The organism is Streptomyces bungoensis (assembly GCF_001514215.1).
In the GTDB taxonomy this organism is placed as follows: Bacteria; Actinomycetota; Actinomycetes; order Streptomycetales; family Streptomycetaceae; genus Streptomyces; species Streptomyces bungoensis.
Genome location: NZ_KQ948865.1, coordinates 49,760 through 69,618 on the forward strand (window position 1 = coordinate 49,760; position 19,859 = coordinate 69,618).

Here is a 19,859-nt window from a genome sequence, read left to right on the forward strand (position 1 = left end):
CCGCGACGGACCGCCACCGCCGCCGGCCGGGACGCGGCCTCAGCCGACCGCCGGCTCGGCGTCCGGCTCGGTGCGCTGGGCGAACTGGGTGCGGTGCAGCTCCGCGTACCGCCCGTCCGCCGCGAGGAGTTCGTCGTGGGTGCCGCGCTCGACGATCCGGCCGGCCTCGACCACCAGGATCTGGTCGGCGGCCCGCACGGTGGACAGCCGGTGGGCGATCACCACGGCGGTGCGCCCTTCCAGCGCCTCGGTGAGGGCTTCCTGGACGGCGGCCTCCGAGGTGTTGTCCAGGTGGGCGGTGGCCTCGTCGAGGATGACGACGCGCTGGCGGGCCAGCAGCAGCCGGGCGATGGTCATGCGCTGGCGTTCGCCGCCGGAGAGCCGGTAGCCGCGCTCGCCGACGACGGTGTCCAGCCCGTCGGGCAGCGAGCGGACGACCTCGGCGAGGCGGGCGCGGCCGAGGGCGTCCCACAGCTCCTCGTCCGTCGCCCCGGGCCGGGCCAGCAGCAGGTTGGCGCGGACCGAGTCGTGGAAGAGGTGGCCGTCCTGGGTGACCATGCCGAGGGTGGCCCGCAGGGACGCGGCGGTCGCGTCGCGGACGTCGACGCCGCCGATGCGGACCGCTCCGGCGTCGACGTCGTACAGCCGCGGCAGCAGCTGGGCGATGGTGGACTTCCCGGCGCCGGAGGAGCCGACCAGGGCGACGGTCCGGCCGGGTTCGGCGCGGAAGGAGATGCCGTGCAGCACCTCGGTGCCGCCCCGGGTGTCGAGGGCGGCGACCTCCTCCAGGGAGGCGAGGGACACCTGGTCGGCGGCCGGGTAGGCGAAGCGGACGTCGTCGAACTCGACGGCGACCGGGCCCTCGGGCAGCGCGACGGCGTCCGGCTTCTCCTCGATGAGCGGCTTCAGGTCCAGCACCTCGAAGACCCGCTCGAAGCTGACCAGGGCGGACATGACCTCGACCCGGGCCCCGGCGAGCGCGGTGAGCGGGGCGTAGAGCCGGGTCAGCAGCAGGGCGAGGGAGACGACCGCGCCCGCCTGCAGGGTGCCGCGCAGCGCGAACCAGCCGCCGAGGCCGTAGACGAGGGCCAGGGCGAGCGCGGAGACGAGGGTGAGGGAGGTGATGAAGACCGACTGGGCCGTCGCCGTGCGCACGCCGATGTCGCGCACCCGGCGGGCGCGGGCCGCGAACTCGGCCGACTCCTCCTCCGGGCGGCCGAACAGCTTGACCAGGGTGGCGCCGGGGGCGGAGAAGCGCTCGGTCATCCGGGTGCCCATGGCCGCGTTCAGCGCCGCCGCCTCGCGCTGCATGCGGGCCATCCGGCTGCCCATCCGGCGGGCCGGCAGCACGAACACCGGCAGCAGCAGGAGCGCGAGGAGGGTGATCTGCCAGGACAGGGTGAGCATGACGGCGAGGGTGAGCAGCAGCGTCACCAGGTTGGACACCACACCCGAGAGGGTGTTGGCGAAGGCCCGCTGGGCGCCGATCACGTCGTTGTTGAGACGGCTGACGAGCGCTCCCGTACGGGTACGTGTGAAGAACGCGACGGGCATGCGCTGCACATGATCGAACACAGCCGTCCGCAGGTCGAGGATGAGCCCCTCCCCGAGCGTCGCCGACAGGCGGCGGCCGAGGATGCCGAGTCCCGCCTCGGCGAGGGCGACCAGCGCGATGAGCAGGGAGAGCCGGACGACCGTGCCGGAGTCGCGCCCCGCCACGATCGCGTCGACGACGTGCCCGGCGAGCACGGGGGTCGCCACGGCGAGCAGTGCGGTCACCACCCCGAGCAGGACGAAGCGGACGATGCCCGTGCGGTGCGGGCGGGCGAAGGCGGCGATGCGGCGCAGTGTGGCGCGGGCGAAGGGACGTCTTTCCGCCTGCGCGGTCATCACGCTGTGCAGCTGCGTCCATGCGGTGGTCTCCATGCTCATGGGAGAGACGGTAGAACCTCGAGCGTCGTTGAGGTCAATGTCCGCGTCCCGCCGACCGCTCGCCCGCGGTCCGCCCACCGGGTGCCCGCTCATCCGCTGCCCGGCCGTAAGCCGTCGTCCGCGCCCGCGCCACCCGCCGTTGGCGCGGCGCGGAGACCCTCTTGCGGTGTGACGGTGCTACGACTTCCCGACGTCCCCCCGGGACGCCTCCCCCGGCGCCTTCCCGTCCGCAGGGCGCTGTGCCTGGTGCCGCTGCTGCTCGTCGCCGTGGCCGCGGTGCGGCACCGCGGGGTGCTCGCCGAGGGCTTCGGCCAGCTGCGCACGGCTTCCTGGCCGTGGCTGCTGGCGGCGGCCGGCGCCACCTGCCTGACCTGGGTCGCGGCCGCGTTCACCCGGCAGGGGGCGGTGGTGCAGCCGCTGCCGAAGGGGCGGCTGCTGGCCACCCAGTTCGCGGCGGGCGCGGCCAACCACCTGCTGCCCACGGGGCTCGGCGCGAGCGCGGTGAACCTGCGCTTCATGACCGTGTGCGGGGTGCCGGCGGCCCGCTCCTCCGCCGCGCTCGCCCTGTACCTGCTCGCGGAGAGCGTGGGCCGGCTCGGTCTGCTGGCCGCGCTGCTGGCCGCCTTCCCGGACGCGCTGCGCCCCGGCACCCTGCTGCCCCCCGGGGCGTCGGTACCGCTCCTGCTGGGGGCGGGGGCGCTGCTGGCCGTGGCGGTGGCCGCGCTGGCTCTCGTACGGCGGCTGCGCACGGCCGTGCGCGGGTTCCTGCGGGACGCCCTGGACGAGGCCCGGTCGGTGCACGCGCGGCCGGCCCGGGCGCTGGCCCTGTGGGGCGGCTCGCTGGCCTTCCCGGCGCTCCAGGCGGCCGGGCTCGCGGCGGTGGGGCGGGCGCTGGAGCTGCCGGTGCCGCCCGCGCACATGGCGCTGGCGTACCTGGCGGCGACGGTGGCGGTGGCCCTGGTGCCGGCGCCGGGCGGGCTGGGGTCGGTCGAGGCGGCGCTGGTGGTGGCGCTGGTCGCGGCGGGCGGGCCGGCCGCGGTGGCCACGGCGGTGGTGCTCGCCTACCGGGTCATCACCGTGTGGGTGCCGCTGGTGCCGGGGGCGCTGACGCTGGGGGCGCTGGTGCGGCTGAAGGTCATCTGAGGCACAGTGGCCGTCCGAGCCGCCCGCCCCGACGTGAGGAGCACCCGCCGTGCCGGTCCGCGTGGAACGCAAGGAGCACGTCTTCACCGTCGTCCTGTCCCGGCCGGAGGCCCGCAACGCGGTGGACGGCCGGACGGCCGCGGAACTCGCCGCCGCTTTCCGGGAGTTCGAGGCGGACGACGACGCGCGGGTGGCGGTGCTGTGGGGTGAGGGCGGCACGTTCTGCGCGGGCGCCGACCTGAAGGCGGCCGGCACCGGGCGCGGCAACCGGGTCGCCGAGGACGGCGACGGGCCGATGGGGCCGACCCGGATGCGGCTGTCCAAGCCGGTGATCGCGGCCGTCGCGGGGCACGCCGTCGCGGGCGGTCTCGAACTGGCCCTGTGGTGCGACCTCCGGGTCGCCGAGGAGGACGCCGTGTTCGGGGTGTTCTGCCGCCGCTGGGGGGTGCCGCTGATCGACGGCGGTACGGTGCGGCTGCCGCGGCTGGTCGGCACCGGCCGCGCCCTGGACATGATCCTCACCGGCCGCCCGGTGCCGGCCCCCGAGGCGTACGCGATGGGGCTGGCCGACCGCCTCGTCCCCCCGGGCGAGGCCCGCGCCGCGGCCGAGGAACTGGCGGCGGCCGTCGCCGCCTTTCCCCAGGCCTGCCTGCGCTCCGACCGCGCCTCCGTCCTGGACCAGGAGGGCCGGGACGAGGAGTCGGCCCTGCGCACGGAACTCCGGCACGGCATGGGCGTGCTGGCGCAGGGGCTGCGGGGGGCGGCGCGGTTCGCCGGGGGCGCGGGACGGCACGGGTCGTACACGGACCTGTGAGGGGCGCCGCGCCGGGCTGGCCCGACCCGCCGCGAATGCCGTCCGGATGACAGCCGTCCGAGTACGGGGCGGTACGAATCGCACACGGACCTGCGAACGGCGCCGGCACCGGACGGAGTCCGGGCGCCGGGCGGACCCAACCCGCCGCGGGCCGCCAGTCCGAGCGCCGGGCGGCACGGGTCGCACACGGACCCGTGCCCGGCGCGGGCGCCTGGGCGAAGTCCGCCTGCCCGGGCGGGCCCACCCCGCCGCGGGGCGCGAGTCGGAGTGCGGGGCGGCACGGGTCGTACACGGACCCGTGCCCGGCTCGGGCACCGGGCGGAGTCCGGCCGCCGGTCGGGCCCAACCCGCCTCAGGGCGCCAGTGCGAGCGCCGGGCGGCACGGGTCGTGCCCGGCGTGGGCGCCCGGGCTGAATCGGGCCCCGGCGGACCCAACCCGCCACGGGCCGCCAGTCCGAACGCCGGGCGGCACGCGTCATACACGGACCCGTGCCGGGCGCCGGCGCCGGGTGGAGTTCGGGTCGGCCGACGGCGGAACTCGCTTCGGGTGCCGTCCGGATGGCGCCGGTCCGGGTGCGAACCGGCCTGCCGGATGGGGCAGGATGAGCGGTTGCGCCACCCGCCGAAGCACATCGGCGGCCGGTGCGATCGCACATCCCGCACATCGAGCAGGTGACAACGTGACGCAACCTCACATCGGGCTCCGGGCAGCCGTACCGCACGCCGGAGGTGACCGGTGAACCGCGCGCTGACCCTGGACGACCTCGTCCTCGCCGGTATCGCCCTGGCCGCGGGCCTGCTGCTCGCCTTCCTGTCGCGCATGCTGCTGCGCTGGCTGGCGGGGCACGCCAAGCGGACCCGCTGGAGCGGGGACGACGTGATCGTGGACGCGCTGCGCACCGTCGTCCCGTGGGCGGCGATCGCGGGCGGCGCCGCCGCGGCCGCGGCGCTGCTGCCGCTGACGCGGACCGTCCGGCACCACGCCGACCAGGCCCTGCAGGTCTGGCTGATCCTCGTGGTGACCCTGTCCGCGGCCCGGGTGATCGCGGGCCTGGTCCGCTCGGTCACCCAGTCGCGTTCGGGCGTGGCGGGCTCGGCCACCATCTTCGTCAACATCACCCGGGTGCTGGTGCTGGCGATCGGCTTCCTGGTGGTGTTGCAGACGCTCGGCATCTCGATCGCGCCGCTGCTCACCGCCCTGGGTGTCGGCGGTCTCGCCGTCGCGCTGGCCCTGCAGGACACGCTCGCCAACCTCTTCGCCGGCGTCCACATCCTCGCCTCCAAGACCGTGCAGCCGGGCGACTACATCCGGCTCAGCAGCGGCGAGGAGGGCTACGTCGTGGACATCAACTGGCGCCAGACGACGGTGCGCCAGCTGTCCAACAACCTGGTGGTCGTCCCCAACGGCCAGCTCGCCAAGACCAACATGACCAACTACACGCGCCCCGAGCAGCAGCTGACGGTGCTGGTGCAGGTGGGCGTCGCCTACGACAGCGACCTGGACCACGTCGAGCGCGTGACGGCCGAGGTCGTCGCCGAGACCATGACCGAGATCACCGGCGCCCTCCCGGACCACGAGCCCGCCATCCGCTTCCACACCTTCGGCGACTCCCGGATCGGCTTCACGGTGATCCTCGGCGTCGGCGAGTTCAGCGACCAGTACCGGGTCAAGCACGAGTTCATCAAGCGCCTGCACCGCCGCTACCGCGCGGAGGGCATCCGCATCCCGGCCCCGACCCGCACGGTCGCCCTCCAGCAGGGCACGGTGGTGATACCGCAGCAGCGCACCGGCGAGGAGATGGCGCCCGAGCCGGGTGTGACCGGCCTCTAGGGGCGGTCTTTCGGGGGCGCTGTCCGGACGGGCGGGTGCGGCGTCGGACGGGCTACGCTCGGAGGCGGTATGACGCCGCCCGACGCAGACCCCGTCTTCACCGCCCCGACGCCCCGCGAGCTCGACGAGCGGCTGGCCGCGATCGCGCGGGAGCCGTTCCGGGCGAAGTTCCACCTGCGCGGGCCGGACCGGGCGACCGCGGAGCTGAAGGGGCCGGCGACCATCCGGTGGCACGCCTACGACCTGGTCGCGAAGCGGCTCGCGCCGGCCGAGCCGGACAAGGACGGCCGGCAGACGCCGTACCGGGGGCATCCCGTCTTCGTGGCCCAGCACGCGACCGCCACCTGCTGCCGGGGCTGTCTGGCGCGCCGGCACGGGATCGCCAAGGGGCGCGAGCTGACCCGGGCGGAGCTCGTGTACGTGGTGGACGTGATCTGCCGGTGGATCGAGCGCGAGACGGCGGGCGGGGCCGGCGCCGGCCCCGCCCGCCGCGGCTGATCAGAGCGTCGCCGAGTTCTCGTGCCAGTGGCCGCCGCGCCTGCTGTGCGGGGCCGCGAAGGAGGTGGCGACCGGGGTGACCGTCCAGTCGGGGTGGCCGGGCATGCGCGGGGTCTTCGTGCCGTAGAGCCAGTCGCGCAGGAAGCCCGACTGGTCCTGGCCGCTGACCTCGCAGGCCACCGCGATGTAGTCGTCCGTGGACGCCGAGGCGCCCCGGAAGCGCTCCAGGAAGGTCCGCTCGACGGCGTGGAAGACGTCCTCGCCGACCAGTTGCCGGAAGGCGTACAGCACGAGGACGCCGCCCAGGTAGCGCTGGCTGTCGAAGAGGTCGGCCGCGTTCGGGGCGGCCACCGGGCCCGAGTCGTGGCGCCACTGGTCGCCGCGGGCGTAGGTGTCCTTCATGCGGGCTTCCATCGTGGTCAGGCCCAGGGAGTCGGCCCAGCCGCGCTCGTAGCGGTACAGCAGCCCGTAGAAGTCGGCGTGGCCCTCGTTCAGCCACAGGTCGGCCCAGGTGGCGGGGCTGACGAGGTCGCCGAAGTAGGAGTGGACCAGCTCGTGCATCATGTGCGAGCCGATCTTCGGCTCCGCCTGGAGCAGGAAGTTCGGCTTGTACAAGGTGAGGGTCTGGGTCTCCAGACCGGTGAAGTCGAACGCGTTCGGGTCGTCGGAGTTGCAGGGCAGCAGGCCGTACGTCTCGAACGGGAAGGCGATGCCGAGGCGGTCCTCCAGCCAGGTCACCAGGCCCGGGGTGAGGGCGAGGGCCGGTTCGAGGGCGGTGGCGCGGGCCGCGGGGACGACGTCGCGCAGGGGCAGGCCGTGCGGGCCCTGGCGCTCCCTGACCACGTAGTCGCCGACGGTGATCTGGACGAGCTCGGTCGCGATCGGCGCCCGGGAGCGGTACGTGTACGCGGTGCGGTCGGCGTCGACGGCCTCGGTGCCGGTGAGCACGCCGTTCGCCACCGCCCGCAGGCCGTTCGGGACGGTGAGGCGGAAGCTGAAGTCCGCCTTGTCCGAGGGGTGGTCGTTGCACGGGAAGACGGTGTGCGCGGAGTTCGGCTGGGGGCAGATCGCGAACCCGTCCGGGGTGGGCACCCAGGCGGTGTGGGCGAGGGTGCGGCGCGGGTCGGCGGAGTACGCGACGCAGATCGTCGCCGCCGCGCCCGCCGGGAGCGGCGCGGCGGGGGTGATCCGCAGCTTCTCCCCCGCCTGCTCCCAGGTGGCGGTGCGGCCCGCCACGCGTATGGAGGCGATGTCCAGGCCGAGGGCGTCCAGGGAGAGGCGGCTGAGCGCACGGGTGGTGCGGACGCGCAGGGCGGCGGTGCCCGCCACCTGCTTCGCCGTCGCGTCGTAGGCCAGGTCGAGGTGGTACGCCGACACCCCGTAGCCGTCGTTGCCGAGGTCCGGGAAGACGGGGTCGCCGAGGGTCTCCGGGCCCGGTTCCCCCGGCTGCCGGGCCGTCGCCGCGCGGGCCGGGGAGCCCGCGGCCAGTGCCGCCGCCGTACCGATCAGGGCGGCCGCGGGGGCCGTCACTCTGGTGCGATATCTCATCGTCAGCTTTCGCTCGGGCGGCCGGGTGGTCTGGGTCCGGCCGCCGGTCGGTGGGCGATCGCCCGTGGTCGATGGGCGATCGCTTGTCATGACCACAAGATCCGGCGTGCGGTTGCGGCGGCGCGGCGCGTTTTCGAGCCAGGACCCCTGTCGAGCCGACCCCGATCACGAGATATCTTGATGTCGAGCAATGTTGCAGACGTGGAGCGGAGCACCCGGTGACTGACTCGACCATCATCTACACCTACACAGACGAGGCCCCGGCCCTGGCGACGCATTCGTTCCTGCCGGTGATCCAGGCGTACGCCTCGCAGGCCGGTGTGCCCGTGGAGACGCGTGACATCTCGCTGGCCGGGCGCATCATCGCCGTCTTCCCGGAGTACCTGAACGAGGACCAGCGCATCCCGGACGCCCTGAGCGAGCTGGGCGACCTGGCGAAGACGCCCGCCGCCAACATCATCAAGCTGCCGAACATCTCGGCGTCCATCCCGCAGCTGAAGGCCGCCGTCGCGGAGCTGCAGGGCAAGGGCTACGCGCTGCCGGACTACCCGGACGACCCCAAGTCGGACGAGGAGCGCGAGATCCGCGCCCGGTACGACAAGATCAAGGGCTCCGCCGTGAACCCGGTCCTGCGTGAGGGCAACTCGGACCGCCGCGCCCCGGCTTCCGTGAAGAACTACGCCAAGACCCACCCGCACCGCATGGGCGCCTGGAGCTCGGACTCCAAGACCAACGTGGCGACGATGGGCGTGGACGACTTCCGCTCCACGGAGAAGTCCGTGGTGATCCCCGAGGCCGGTTCGCTGCGCATCGAGCTCAAGGGCGACGACGGCTCGACGACCGTGCTGCGCGAGTCGGTGCCGGTCCTCGAGGGCGAGGTCGTCGACGCCTCCGTGATGCGCGTCGGCGCGCTGCGCGAGTTCCTGACCGCGCAGGTCGCCCGGGCCAAGGAGGAGGGCGTCCTGTTCTCCGTGCACCTGAAGGCCACGATGATGAAGGTCTCCGACCCGATCGTCTTCGGTCACGTGGTGCGCGCCTTCTTCCCGAAGACGTTCGCGAAGTACGGCGAGACGTTCGCCGCGGCCGGCCTGACCCCGAACGACGGCCTGGGCGGCATCCTCAAGGGCATCGAGTCCCTGCCGGAGGGCGCCGAGATCAAGGCCTCCTTCGACGCCGAGCTCGCCGAGGGCCCCGCCCTGGCGATGGTCGACTCCGACAAGGGCATCACCAACCTGCACGTGCCGTCCGACGTCATCGTCGACGCCTCCATGCCGGCCATGATCCGCACCTCCGGCCACATGTGGGGCCCGGACGGCCAGGAGGCCGACACCCTCGCGGTGCTGCCGGACTCCTCCTACGCGGGCGTCTACCAGGCCGTGATCGAGGACTGCCGCGCCAACGGCGCCTACGACCCCTCCACCATGGGCTCCGTACCGAACGTCGGCCTGATGGCGCAGAAGGCCGAGGAGTACGGCTCCCACGACAAGACGTTCGAGATCCCGGTCACGGGCACCGTCCGGCTGGTCGACCAGGCCGGCAACGTGGTGATCGAGCAGGCGGTCTCCGCCGGCGACATCTTCCGCGCCTGCCAGACCAAGGACGCGCCGATCAAGGACTGGGTGAAGCTGGCCGTCACCCGGGCGCGCGCCACCGGCGACCCGGCCGTGTTCTGGCTGGACGAGACCCGCGCCCACGACGCGCAGCTCATCGCCAAGGTCAAGCAGTACCTGGCGGAGCACGACACCGAGGGCCTGGACATCCGCGTCCTGCCCCCGGTGGAGGCGACCAAGCTGTCGGTGGAGCGCATCCGCCGCGGCGAGAACACCATCTCGGTCACCGGCAACGTGCTGCGCGACTACCTGACCGACCTGTTCCCGATCCTGGAGCTGGGCACCAGCGCCAAGATGCTGTCGGTCGTCCCGCTGATGGCCGGCGGCGGCCTGTTCGAGACGGGCGCCGGCGGCTCCGCGCCGAAGCACGTCCAGCAGCTGGTCAAGGAGAACTACCTGCGCTGGGACTCCCTGGGTGAGTTCTTCGCCCTGGTGCCGTCCTTCGAGCAGTACGCGGAGGCCACCGGCAACACCCGTGCCAAGGTGCTCGCCGACACCCTCGACCGCGCCACGGCGACCTTCCTCAACGAGGACAAGTCCCCGACCCGCCGCGTCGGCGGCATCGACAACCGCGGCAGCCACTTCTACCTGTCCCTGTACTGGGCGCAGGAGCTGGCCCGGCAGAGCGACGACGCCGACCTGGCGAAGGCGTTCGCCCCGCTCGCGGAGACGCTGGCCGCGAACGAGCAGAGGATCGTGGACGAGCTGAACGCCGTCCAGGGCCAGCCGGCCGACATCGGCGGCTACTACAAGGTCGACCAGGCCAAGGCGGACGCGGTCATGCGCCCGTCGGCCACCTGGAACGAGACGCTGGCGTCGCTGGGCTAGTACCGGCGGCGGCCGAGCCGTCGTCACCGCTCACCGCCCCGGCCGGAGCCCCCGGCCGGGGCGGTCGCGTTCCCCCGTTGTCAGTCGTTGTCAGTGGTGTGTGACACCTTGATCTTCTTGATCCCCGTCCACGCCGCCGACGACCTCCGGGAGCCGCCCATGCCTTCCTTCGAACTCCTGCCCGGTTCCGCCGACTCCCCCGTGCTGCTGCACGTGCCGCACTCCGCGCGGGCGATCCCCGGTGACGTGCGGGAAGGGATCGTGCTGGACGACGCGGCGCTCGGGCGGGAGCTGGACCACATCACCGACGCGCACACGGACGGCATCGCCGAGCGGGCCGCGGAGCTGGCCGGGGTGCGGCCCTGGCGGTTCGTCAACCGGCTGTCGCGGCTGGTGGTGGATCCGGAGCGGTTCCCGGACGAGCGGGAGGAGATGCTCGCCGTCGGGATGGGCGCCGTCTACACGCGGACCACGCACCGGGGCGCGCTGCGGGCCCCGGACACCGACCCCGGGCCGCTGGTCGAGCGGTACTTCCGGCCGTACGCGCAGGCCATGAGCGACGCGGTGGCGGAGCGGCTCGCCGCGACCGGGCGGGCGGTCGTGATCGACGTCCACTCCTATCCGGCGAAGGCGCTTCCCTACGAGCTGCACGGCGCGGGACCGCGGCCGCCGGTGTGCCTCGGCACGGACGCCTTCCACACACCGCCGGAGCTGGCCGAGGCCGCGCGGTCGGCGTTCGCCGGGTGCGGGGAGACGGGGCTGGACAGTCCGTTCAGCGGGACGTACGTGCCGCTGGAGTACTACGGCACGGACGCCCGGGTCACCGCGCTGATGGTGGAGATACGCCGGGACACCTACATGACCGAGCCCGGCGGTCCGGCCGGGCCGGGCCTGGAGCGGCTCGCCCGCGCCCTGGCCGCGCTCGTGGACGCCCTCTGAGCCTCAGAGCCTCCGGCTGGAGCACTCCGGCAGGACAGCGGCGCCGGGTCGGACAAAAGTTGATGACATGACGACCGTGGAGACCAGCGCGCCGACCGGGCCGGAGCCCCCGCCTCCCGTACGGGACTGGCCCGCCTGCGACCTGGACGGGACGGGCTTCGACCCGGTGCTCGCCCAGCTGATGCGGGAGGGCCCGCTGACCCGGATCCGGCTGCCGTTCGGCGAGGGCTGGGCATGGCTGGCCACCCGCTACCAGGACGTGAAGCTGATCACCAACGATCCGCGCTTCGGCCGCGCCGACGTCACCCGCCGTCAGGTGACCCGGCTGGCCCCGAACTTCGCGCCGCGCCCCGGCTCCCTCGCCTGGACCGACCAGCCCGACCACAACCGGCTGCGCAAGGCGGTCGCCGGCGCCTTCACGGTGAGCGCCATGAAGCGGCTGCGCCCCCGCGCGCAGCGGATCCTCGACGAGCTGGTGGACGGGATCGTCCGGGACGGGCCGCCCGCCGACCTGGTGGAGCGGGTGCTGGAGCCGTTCCCGCTCACGGTCGTCAGCGAGGTGATGGGCGTACCGCCCGCCGACCGGGAGCAGGTGCACTTCTGGACCCGGCGGATCATCTCCACCTCGGGTGGCGCAGAGGCGGCGGAGCAGGCGAAGACCGGGCTGTACGGCTGGATCCGGACGATCGTCCGCGCGCGGGCCCACAGCATCCCCGGGAAGGACGGCGAGGACGTCTACACGCTGCTCGGGGCCGCCGTGACGCGCGGCGAGATCAGCGAGGAGGAGGCCGTCGGCCTGGCCGGTCCACTGCAGATCGGCGGGGAGGCCGTCACCCACAACTGCGGGCAGATGCTGTACCTGCTGCTGACCCGGCCGGAGCTGATGCGGCGGATGCGCGACCGACCCGAGGCGCGCGGCCCGGTGTACGACGAGCTGCTGCGGTACATCCCGCACCGCAGCACGGTCGGCCTCGCCCGGATCGCGCTGGAGGACGTCGAGATCGCCGGCCACCGGATCGCGGAGGGCGAGCCGGTCTACGTCTCCTACCTGGCCGCCAACCGCGACCCGGACGTCTTCCCGGACCCCGACGGCATCCACCCCGACCGGGACCCCAACCCGCACCTGGCGTTCGGCAACGGCCCGCACTTCTGCACCGGCGCCGTGCTCGCCCGGCTGCAGACCGAGGTACTGGTCGGCACACTGCTGGACCGGCTGCCGGGGCTGCGCCTGGCCGTCCCGGCGGACGAGGTCCGCTGGCGGCACCAGACGATGATCCGCGGACCGCGGACCCTGCCGGTCACCTGGTGAGCCGGGTCAGGCCCGCAGCCACTCCGTGACGACCACCGTCCCGCCGGTGCGCAGCCGCAGGGCGAACGGGCCGGCGGGCGTCTGGTCACTGGTGAAGCGGCCCAGGGTGTCGACCGCGACCGGCTGGGCCGTCTGCGGACCGCCCAGGACCTCGATGCGCGCCGGCTGCGGCGGCAGCACCTGGCCGATCAGACCCTCTTCGGTGACCTCCACGTCGACGGTCAGCTCGCCGGCCCGGAAGGTCAGCATGCGCGGGGCCTGGGGCACTCCCCTGACCGGCAGCGCGTCCACGAGCGAGTCGAAGGTCAGCTCGGCGATCTCGGCGTCCAGGTCGTGCAGCGCGTAGGCGCCCATGGCGACGCGGCGCAGCTCGGGGGGTACGGGGTCCAGTACGGCGGCCGCCTCGCGCAGCTCCTCCTCCAGCAGATCGCCGTCGAACCCGGCCTCGTCGAAGCCCTCCGCGGGGAACGTCCCGTCGTCGTCCATGCCGCTCACGCCGCCCCCCGCGCGTCCATCCGGGCCCGCAGCCGGCGCAGGCAGCGCTGGCGCAGGGGCCCGATGCTGCCGACCGCGATGCCGAGCGCGGACGACACCTCCAGATAGCTGGGCGGCGGCGAGGCCATCAGCACCCGCAGCAGTTGCCGGCAGCGTTCGCCGAGCGCCTCGAACTCCTGCCACAGCCGGCGGATCCGCTCGGCCTGGAGGGCCTGCTCCTCGGAGTCGATCAGCGACTGCTCCGGCGTCCGCTCCTCGCTCGCCCGGTCCAGCACCTGCGGGTCGTCCGTCAGCGTCAGCCGCGTCAGCCCCCTGAGCACCTTCAGGCACTCGTGCCGGGCCGTGCTCGCCAGCCAGGAGCCCGCCTTGTCGGGTTCCCGCAGCCGGCCGAGGTGCTGGGCGAAACGGAACCAGACGGTCGAGAAGACCTCGTGGGCGTCGGCGTCGGAGAGCCGGTGCGCGCGCACGACCGACCACACCAGCGGACTCAGCCCTTCCACCAGCGCCTTCCAGGCCGCGGCGTCCCCGTCGACGGCGGACCGGACCAGCGCGCCGACCTCTGTACGGTCCACGGCTCCACCCCTCGTGTACGGCACGTCATCGTACGCCGTGGAGTGGAGGGTTCCGGCCCTCATACGGACCGCGCCGGGGTCGCGACCGGAACCGGGCGCCAGGTGGGCGGCCGGAGCGCCGGAACACGCGCCCCGCGCACGTCGGCGGACTCGGTGGAGGAACCGAGCAGTTGTGTGCGGGCGGCGCGCGGGTCGCGCTCCCGGTGCGCCGTCATGTGGGCCGCCACGAGTCCGGCGACGGCGGGGGTGGCGAAGGAGGTGCCGCTCCACTGCGCGAGACCGTCGAACATCACCTGGTCCGGCTTCGCCCCGGTGCTCTCCCGCGCCTCGCTCAACACACCGGTGTGGCGCGGGTACTGGCAGGTGCAGGCGTAGGTGAAGCCGTAGCGGCAGGTGTCGTAGGTGGAGTGCTGGTAGACGTAGGGCACGGGCGTGTCGAAGCCCGTGAGAACGCCGGTGAGGCGCTCGCCGGGGGCGTACACCCGCACCCAGGGGCCGTGGTTGGTGAAGCAGGCGGCGGACTCCCCGTCACCGCGCAGCGCGCCGACCGACAGCACGCTGTCCGCGTACTCGGGCAGCGCGGCGTAGGCGGCGGGCCAGAACGGCACGTCGCTCGCGTTGTTGCCGGCGGCGGCCACCAGCAGGGTGCGCTGCTCGCGCAGTTCCCGCATGAACCCGTCGAGGCCGAGCAGGCCGTCGGTGCGGCCGTTGGAGGTGCCGGCGGACAGGCTGATGATGTCGGGCCAGCCGCCCTGGTCGACGGCCTCGAAGAGCCGCGTGCCGAACTCCGACTCCAGGACGGCGCCCGCGTCGCTGAGCGTGCCGCGGACGGTGATGTCGGTGCTGGGGGCGACGGCGGCCAGGATCCCGGCGATGAAGGTGCCGTGGCCGACGTACTGCCGCAGCACCCCGCCGGCGTCGGTCTCGCCGGTCTGGGCGTCGCCGCCGGTGTGGGCGAGGAGCGGGCAGGACGCGTGGTCGTGCACGAGTCCGGTGTCGACGACGAGGACCCCGACAGCGCTCTCCGGGTCGTAACGGCCCTCGGCCGGGGCCGGGTTGGGCGGCTCGCTGCGCGGAGCGGGCACGGGCTCGTCACCGGGGCAGGCGTTGACCGCGACGTGCACGACGTGGTTGCGGGCGACCAGCGGGCGGCTCTGCCGTTCCTCGGCCTCGCGCAGGGCGCGCAGGGCGTGCGGCACCACGTCCTCGCCCTGGGCGGGGTCGCCGACCCGGATCCGGGTGACACCGGTGCGGTTGGCGGCCGGCCCGGTGCGGCGCACGTGGTCCGGGACCAGGCCGCGGGTCTCGGTGAAGTGGGTGCGGACGGTGTCCTCGACCAGGCGGGCCTCCTCGCCGTCGCGGGCGAGGACGACGCCCCGCTCGTAGAGGTAGTGGGCCTCCTCCTGCGGCCCCATGGCGAGGGCCACGTCCGGCAGCGCGCGCTGGATCTGGTCGAACTGCTCGTGGAATCGCTGTGGAGCCATCGCGGGTCCTCCCCCTGGACGGTGGTCGACAGTGAGAGCCGCCGGCCCGCCGATTGATACACCAGGCCACTACCATGCGAGGCGTGACAGCGGGAAGCGACTCGGTGCTCGAACTGCTGCCGATGGTGTTCGCCGACCCGGGCGAGGCCCGGGCACGCGCGGAACACGTCCTGCACACCGGTCCCCCGCCGCTGCACGCCAGCGTGGCCCACCAGGTCCTGGGCATCTGGCAGCGGGACTTCGGCGATCTGAAGATCGCCCTGCGGCATCTGCGCCGGGCCCGGGACCTCGCCGCGCGCGCCGCGTCCGCCGAGCGGGAGGCCGATGTGCTCGCGACGCTGGGGGTCGCACTGGTGCACGCGGGGCGCACGCGGCAGGGGCTCGCGTCGTTCGAGCGGGGTGTCGCGCGGGGCAGCGGACACACCAGGGCCCGGGTGCGGTACCGGCGGGCTTATGTGTGGTGGGTGCTCGGGCGGCACCGGGAGGCGCTGGAGGACGTGCGGCGGGCGCTTCCGGTGCTGCGGCAGGCCGGGGACGACATCTGGACCGCCCGGGCGCTGACCCTGCGGGCCACCGTGCATCTGGCGCTGGGCGCCGTGGACCGGGCCGACGCCGACTTCACCGCGGCCGAGCGGCTGTGGGACACCACCGGCCAGGAGCACGACAAGGCGGACGCGGTGGAGAGCCGGGGCCTGGCCGCGTTCCGCTCGGGCGACATCCCGGCCGCGCTGCGGCTGCTGGACGAGGCCGAGGAGCGGTACGCCAAGCTCGGCACGCCCACGTTCATGCTGTCCGTCCGGCGCTGCGAGGTGCTGATGGCGGCAGGACTCGCCCCGGAGGCGCTGACGGAGGCCGACGCGGCGATCGCGCTGCTGGACCGGATGGGCGGGCAGGCCACGCGCAAGGCCGAGCTGCTGCTCGCCGCCGCCGGGGCCGCCCGCTCGGCCGGGGACACCGACACCGCGGTCGCCCGCGCCGCCGACGCCGTACGCCTGTTCGCGGTGCAGCGGCGGCCCTGGTGGGAGACGCACGCCCGGCTGGTGCTCATCGAGGCGCGTGCCGCGGCCGGCGGCGGCTCGGCCCGGCTGGTGGCGGACGCGGCGGCGGCCGCCGAGCGCCTCGCCGCCTTCGGCTCGCCCGCCGCGCCCGAGGCCTCGCTGCTGGCCGGGCGCATCGCGCTCGGGCTGGGCCGGACGGCCCAGGCGGATCGGCATCTGGCGGTGGCCGCGCGCAGCCGGTACGGCGGCCCGCCGACCGCCCGGGTGACCGGCTGGGTGGCGCAGGCGCTGCGGGCCCGGGCGGCCGGTTCGCCGCGCGGGGTGCGGGAGGCCTGCCGGCGCGGCCTGGACGTGCTCGACGACCACCGGATGACGCTGGGCGCCTCCGAGCTGCGGGCCCGCGCCACCGCTCGGGGCGCCGAACTGGCCGCGCTCGCCCAGGAGGCGAGCCTCGCGCACGGGGGTCCGCGGCGGCTGCTGGAGTGGAGCGAGCGCTGGCGGGCGACGGTGCTGTCCGCGCCGCCCGCCCGGCCGCCCGCCGACCCGGCGCTGCTGGGCTGCCTGACCGCCTACCGGGAGATAGCGGCCCGCGCGGAGGAGGCCCGCAGGGAGGGCCGCCCGGTGCCCGCCCTGGAGCGCGAACAGCGGCGCCTGGAACGGGAGATCCGCTCCCGCACCCACCACACCCACGGCGACGCGCCCGGCGCCGGCGACCGGCTGGACGTGGCCCGTCTGCTGGACCGGCTCGGCCGGGCGCGCCTGATCGAACTGGCCGTCGTGGACGGCCGGGTGCACGTCCTGCTGTGCGGGCAGGGCCGGGTCCGGCGGTTCGCGGGCGGCGCGCTCGCCGAGGCCGTGGCCGAGGCCGAGCACGTGCAGGCCGGGCTGCGGCGCCTCGCCCACCCGGGCGGCGAGGCGCGGCTGCCGCTGGTGGAGGCGGCGGGCCGGCGCCTGGAGGAAGTGCTGCTGGGCGACGCCGCTGCGCATCTCGGGCCGGGGCCGGTGGTGATCGTGCCGCCGGGCGCCCTGCACCGGGTGCCGTGGGCGCTGCTGCCCGCGCTGCGGGAGCGGGTGCTCAGCGTGTCGCCGTCGGCGGGCAGCTGGCTGCGCGCGCGGGAGACCGAGCCGCCGCGGGACGGCCGGACCGTCCTGGTGCGCGGCCCCGGGCTCGCCACGGGCGGCGCGGAGGTACCCGAACTGGCCGGCCGGTACGGCACGGCGCGGGTCCTGGAGGGCCGGGCGGCGCAGGTCCCGAGCGTGCTGGCGGAACTCGACGGCGCGGGCCTCGCCCACCTCGCCGCACACGGCACGTTCCGCGCCGACAGCCCCCTGTTCTCGGCCCTGCGGATGGCCGACGGGCCCCTGATCGTGCACGACTTCGAGCGCCTGGCGCGCAGCCCGTACCGCATCATCCTGTCCAGCTGCGACACCGCCCGCCTGGCCTCGGTGGGCGCCGACGAACTGCTGGGCCTGGTCACCGCGTTGCTGCCGCTGGGCACGGCCGGGGTGGTGGCGAGCAGCGCCCCGGTCAACGACGCCGCGGTCGTGCCCCTGATGCTCGCCCTGCACAAGGGACTCGACGCGGGCCACTCCCTCGCCGAGTCCCTCCGCGACGCCCGCGCCGCCCAGCCGGACGACCCGCTCCACCAGGCCACCGGCTGGGCGTTCGCCGCGTTCGGCGCGGCGTGAGGGGCGTCGGGCCGGGGGCCGACGGACCGTGCCGGAGGCGGGCGCCCTCTCCCCCGCCGAGCCGCTTCACGACACTCGCGCCGCCCCGCCGGCGCCGCGGCCGGAGCGGCCTGTGGGCCGTCAGGCGGGCTTTGTCCGCGGCAGGTCGGTGAGGTACGGCAGGGCGCCCCGGTCGCTCGCGCCGAGTCGGGTGTAGGCGCCGTACAGGTGGTTGCCGACGGTCCGTACGGACAGGGTCAGCCGTTCGGCGATCTCGCGGTTGCTCAGTCCGGCCGCCGCGAGGGTGACGATCTGCCGCTGCCGGGCGGTGAGTTCGCCGAGGACGAGCCCGGCCAGCGCGGGCGTGCGGGCGCCCTGGCAGCGGCGGGCCAGGGCGACCGCGCGGGTACGGGAGAGGCGGGCGGCGCGCGGGTCCCGGTGGGCGCGTACGGCCTGGGCGCGGGCCTCCGCGGCGAACAGCAGGAAGCCGCGCCGCTCCAGCGCCTCGGCCGCCCGGTCCAGCGCGGGCCCGTCCTCCCGGGCGAGCGCCTCGGCGTGCCGGGCGAAGGGCCCGCCGGCCGGCAGCCGCCCGGCGACCCGTTCGGGCGCACCGAGGCGCACGGCGTCGTAGAGGTCCAGCACGTCGTCCCCGGCGATCGCGTCCAGGGCGGCGTCGAGGTCGCCACGGGCCGCCGCGGCCCACACGCCCGAGCCCGACGCCTCTCCCGACTGCCCGGCCGCTAAATCGCTCTCGCCGCGGCACTCCGCGTCCCCCGGCGCCGCCCGCAGCCCCTCGCGCGCCCACGCGGCCGCCTCGCGCAGCTCGCCGCGCAGCCGGGCGTACCGGGCGCGTACGACCGCGTAGCCGGCCGGGACCGGCAGTCCCTCGTGCAGCAGCCAGTCCCCCACCGGTGTCGCCACGGCCCGCACGTCGTGCCGCGCCAACCGGCTCCGCAGGACGGCCTGTTCGGCGTGCAGGGCGGGCCGCCAGCGCTCCGGTGCGCGGTGGGCGAGCCGCCGTGTCCGCAGCCGGCCGGCGGTGGCGCGCAGGGCCGGGCCGTGCAGCGGGTGGGTGAGGGTGACGGCGCCCCGGTCGTCCACGCGGATCAGGCCGTCCGCCTCCAGGCGTTCGAGGACGGCCAGGGCGCGGGCGTCCGGGGCGAGGTCGTCCAGCGGGAGCGGCAGGGGCTCGGCGAGGGCGAGCCGGTCCAGTGCCTCGCGTTCGCCGGCGTCGGCGCGGTCGAGGACGGGGGCGAGGCGGTCGCGGACGGCCGCGGAGACCGGGACGGGGCCGCGCCAGGCCCAGTCGTCGCCGCCGGGGAGGCGGACCAGTCCGCCGGACCGGTGCAGGGCCTGGATCAGGTCGCGCAGCAGCCGCAGATCGCCCCGGCACACCCGGTGCAGCCGGCGCACGGTGAGCGGCTCCAGACCGGCCGGGCCGAGGAGGTGGGCGGTGGCCTCGCCGGACAGCGGTTCCAGCGCCAGGCGCGGCAGCAGGTCCCCGGTCCACAGCCGGGACACCGCGCCCGGCGCCCGCCCGCCGTCGGTGGCGGCCACGGCCAGCCGGGTGCGCCCGTGCACGGCGAGCTGGTGGACGAGCGCGGCGGAGGCGTCGTCGAGCAGGTGGGCGTCGTCGACGACGAGGAGGCGGACGCCGGACAGCAGGTGCAGCGCGCGGTGCAGCGAGACGGAGTCGGGCAGGAGGTGCGCGAAGGCCGCGAAGCGCAGTCCGCGCGTCTCGGGGGTGCCGGTCACCCGGGCGCGGTCCGTGCCCCGGACGGCCTCCGTGATCAGCCGTGTCTTGCCGCGCCCGGCCGGTCCGGTCACCACGATGCCGGGCCGTCCGGCCGCCAACGAGCGGCGCACCTGGTCCAGTTCGTCCGCCCGGCCGGTGAACGGCCAGGGCAGCTCGAGGGTCTTCGCGTCCTGTTCGTGAGTCGTCACACCATCGGGAGTACGTCTGCTCAGGTCTGATACAGGGCGACTTGAGTACCCCCCGACTCAGGCGCCCGGCCCCCGGGGCGGCCACCCTGGCAGTCCAGGCCACGGCGCGGGCATCGGGGGAGCCGCCGGGGATGCCGCCTTCGGGGGAGGGCGACATCCCCGGCCGCGCCGTGTCCTGCGCGCCGCACGCCGGCCGGGCCCCGCGCACCCCCGGCCCGGCACCTGGCGCCCGTACGGAGCCCGTGG

Annotated in this window: 14 protein-coding genes; 8 read left to right on the forward strand and 6 right to left on the reverse strand. The window is 75.2% G+C overall.

Features of this window, described 5'->3' with window-relative positions; translation table 11 throughout:
• Positions 1–39: 39 nt before the first annotated feature.
• On the reverse strand, positions 40–1,932 hold the full coding sequence (locus tag AQJ66_RS25720; protein ID WP_061926754.1) for an ABC transporter ATP-binding protein: 1,893 nt from the start codon (positions 1,930–1,932) through the stop codon (positions 40–42).
• A 168-nt stretch (positions 1,933–2,100) separates the two neighbouring features.
• Here AQJ66_RS25720 and AQJ66_RS25725 point away from each other — a divergent pair, with 168 nt between their 5' ends.
• The 4 genes from AQJ66_RS25725 (at position 2,101) to AQJ66_RS25740 (ending at position 6,218) form a co-directional block, all read left to right on the forward strand.
• Positions 2,101–3,075 carry a lysylphosphatidylglycerol synthase transmembrane domain-containing protein gene (locus AQJ66_RS25725; RefSeq protein ID WP_244162941.1) on the forward strand — a complete coding sequence of 325 codons (975 nt, stop codon included), beginning with the start codon at positions 2,101–2,103 and terminating at the stop codon, positions 3,073–3,075.
• A 49-nt stretch (positions 3,076–3,124) separates the two neighbouring features.
• Positions 3,125–3,889, forward strand: coding sequence for a crotonase/enoyl-CoA hydratase family protein (locus AQJ66_RS25730; protein WP_061926756.1), 765 nt, complete (start codon positions 3,125–3,127; stop codon positions 3,887–3,889).
• 736 nt (positions 3,890–4,625) lie between these two features.
• Entirely contained in the window at positions 4,626–5,720 is a 1,095-nt protein-coding gene (locus tag AQJ66_RS25735; RefSeq protein ID WP_061926758.1) for a mechanosensitive ion channel family protein, read from the forward strand.
• A 69-nt stretch (positions 5,721–5,789) separates the two neighbouring features.
• Positions 5,790–6,218: a DUF4186 domain-containing protein gene (locus AQJ66_RS25740; RefSeq protein ID WP_061926760.1), complete on the forward strand. Its 429-nt coding sequence runs from the start codon at positions 5,790–5,792 to the stop codon at positions 6,216–6,218.
• On the opposite strand, the gene AQJ66_RS25745 is transcribed toward AQJ66_RS25740, so the two are convergent.
• Positions 6,219–7,766, reverse strand: coding sequence for a M1 family metallopeptidase (locus AQJ66_RS25745; protein ID WP_061926762.1), 1,548 nt, complete (start codon positions 7,764–7,766; stop codon positions 6,219–6,221).
• A gap of 218 nt (positions 7,767–7,984) precedes the next feature.
• On the opposite strand from AQJ66_RS25745, the gene AQJ66_RS25750 reads away from it, so the two are divergent.
• The 3 genes from AQJ66_RS25750 (at position 7,985) to AQJ66_RS25760 (ending at position 12,452) form a co-directional block, all read left to right on the forward strand.
• Positions 7,985–10,204 (forward strand): NADP-dependent isocitrate dehydrogenase, encoded by a 2,220-nt coding sequence (locus AQJ66_RS25750; RefSeq protein WP_061926764.1) that lies wholly within the window; start codon positions 7,985–7,987, stop codon positions 10,202–10,204.
• Between the two features lie 159 nt (positions 10,205–10,363).
• Positions 10,364–11,143 (forward strand): N-formylglutamate amidohydrolase, encoded by a 780-nt coding sequence (locus AQJ66_RS25755; protein ID WP_061927004.1) that lies wholly within the window; start codon positions 10,364–10,366, stop codon positions 11,141–11,143.
• A 67-nt stretch (positions 11,144–11,210) separates the two neighbouring features.
• Entirely contained in the window at positions 11,211–12,452 is a 1,242-nt protein-coding gene (locus AQJ66_RS25760; RefSeq protein WP_061926766.1) for a cytochrome P450, read from the forward strand.
• A gap of 6 nt (positions 12,453–12,458) precedes the next feature.
• On the opposite strand, the gene AQJ66_RS25765 is transcribed toward AQJ66_RS25760, so the two are convergent.
• The 3 genes from AQJ66_RS25765 to AQJ66_RS25775 are packed head-to-tail and all read right to left on the reverse strand — an operon-like array spanning position 12,459 to position 15,003.
• Positions 12,459–12,938: a hypothetical protein gene (locus AQJ66_RS25765; protein WP_061926768.1), complete on the reverse strand. Its 480-nt coding sequence runs from the start codon at positions 12,936–12,938 to the stop codon at positions 12,459–12,461.
• Positions 12,939–12,943: 5 nt separating this feature from the next.
• Entirely contained in the window at positions 12,944–13,582 is a 639-nt protein-coding gene (locus AQJ66_RS25770; protein WP_208611458.1) for an RNA polymerase sigma factor, read from the reverse strand.
• The gene (locus AQJ66_RS25775; protein WP_061926772.1) at positions 13,579–15,003 is read right to left on the reverse strand and encodes a S8/S53 family peptidase; all 1,425 of its coding nucleotides are present in this window, start codon (positions 15,001–15,003) and stop codon (positions 13,579–13,581) included. Before AQJ66_RS25775 ends, AQJ66_RS25770 begins: the two co-directional genes overlap by 4 nt.
• Before the next feature lie 74 nt (positions 15,004–15,077).
• On the opposite strand from AQJ66_RS25775, the gene AQJ66_RS25780 reads away from it, so the two are divergent.
• On the forward strand, positions 15,078–17,690 hold the full coding sequence (locus tag AQJ66_RS25780; protein ID WP_107119048.1) for a CHAT domain-containing protein: 2,613 nt from the start codon (positions 15,078–15,080) through the stop codon (positions 17,688–17,690).
• Positions 17,691–17,810: 120 nt separating this feature from the next.
• Here AQJ66_RS25780 and AQJ66_RS25785 read toward each other — a convergent pair whose 3' ends face one another.
• On the reverse strand, positions 17,811–19,613 hold the full coding sequence (locus AQJ66_RS25785) for a LuxR family transcriptional regulator AbsR2 (RefSeq protein ID WP_061926776.1): 1,803 nt from the start codon (positions 19,611–19,613) through the stop codon (positions 17,811–17,813).
• Between the last annotated feature and the right edge of the window lie 246 nt (positions 19,614–19,859).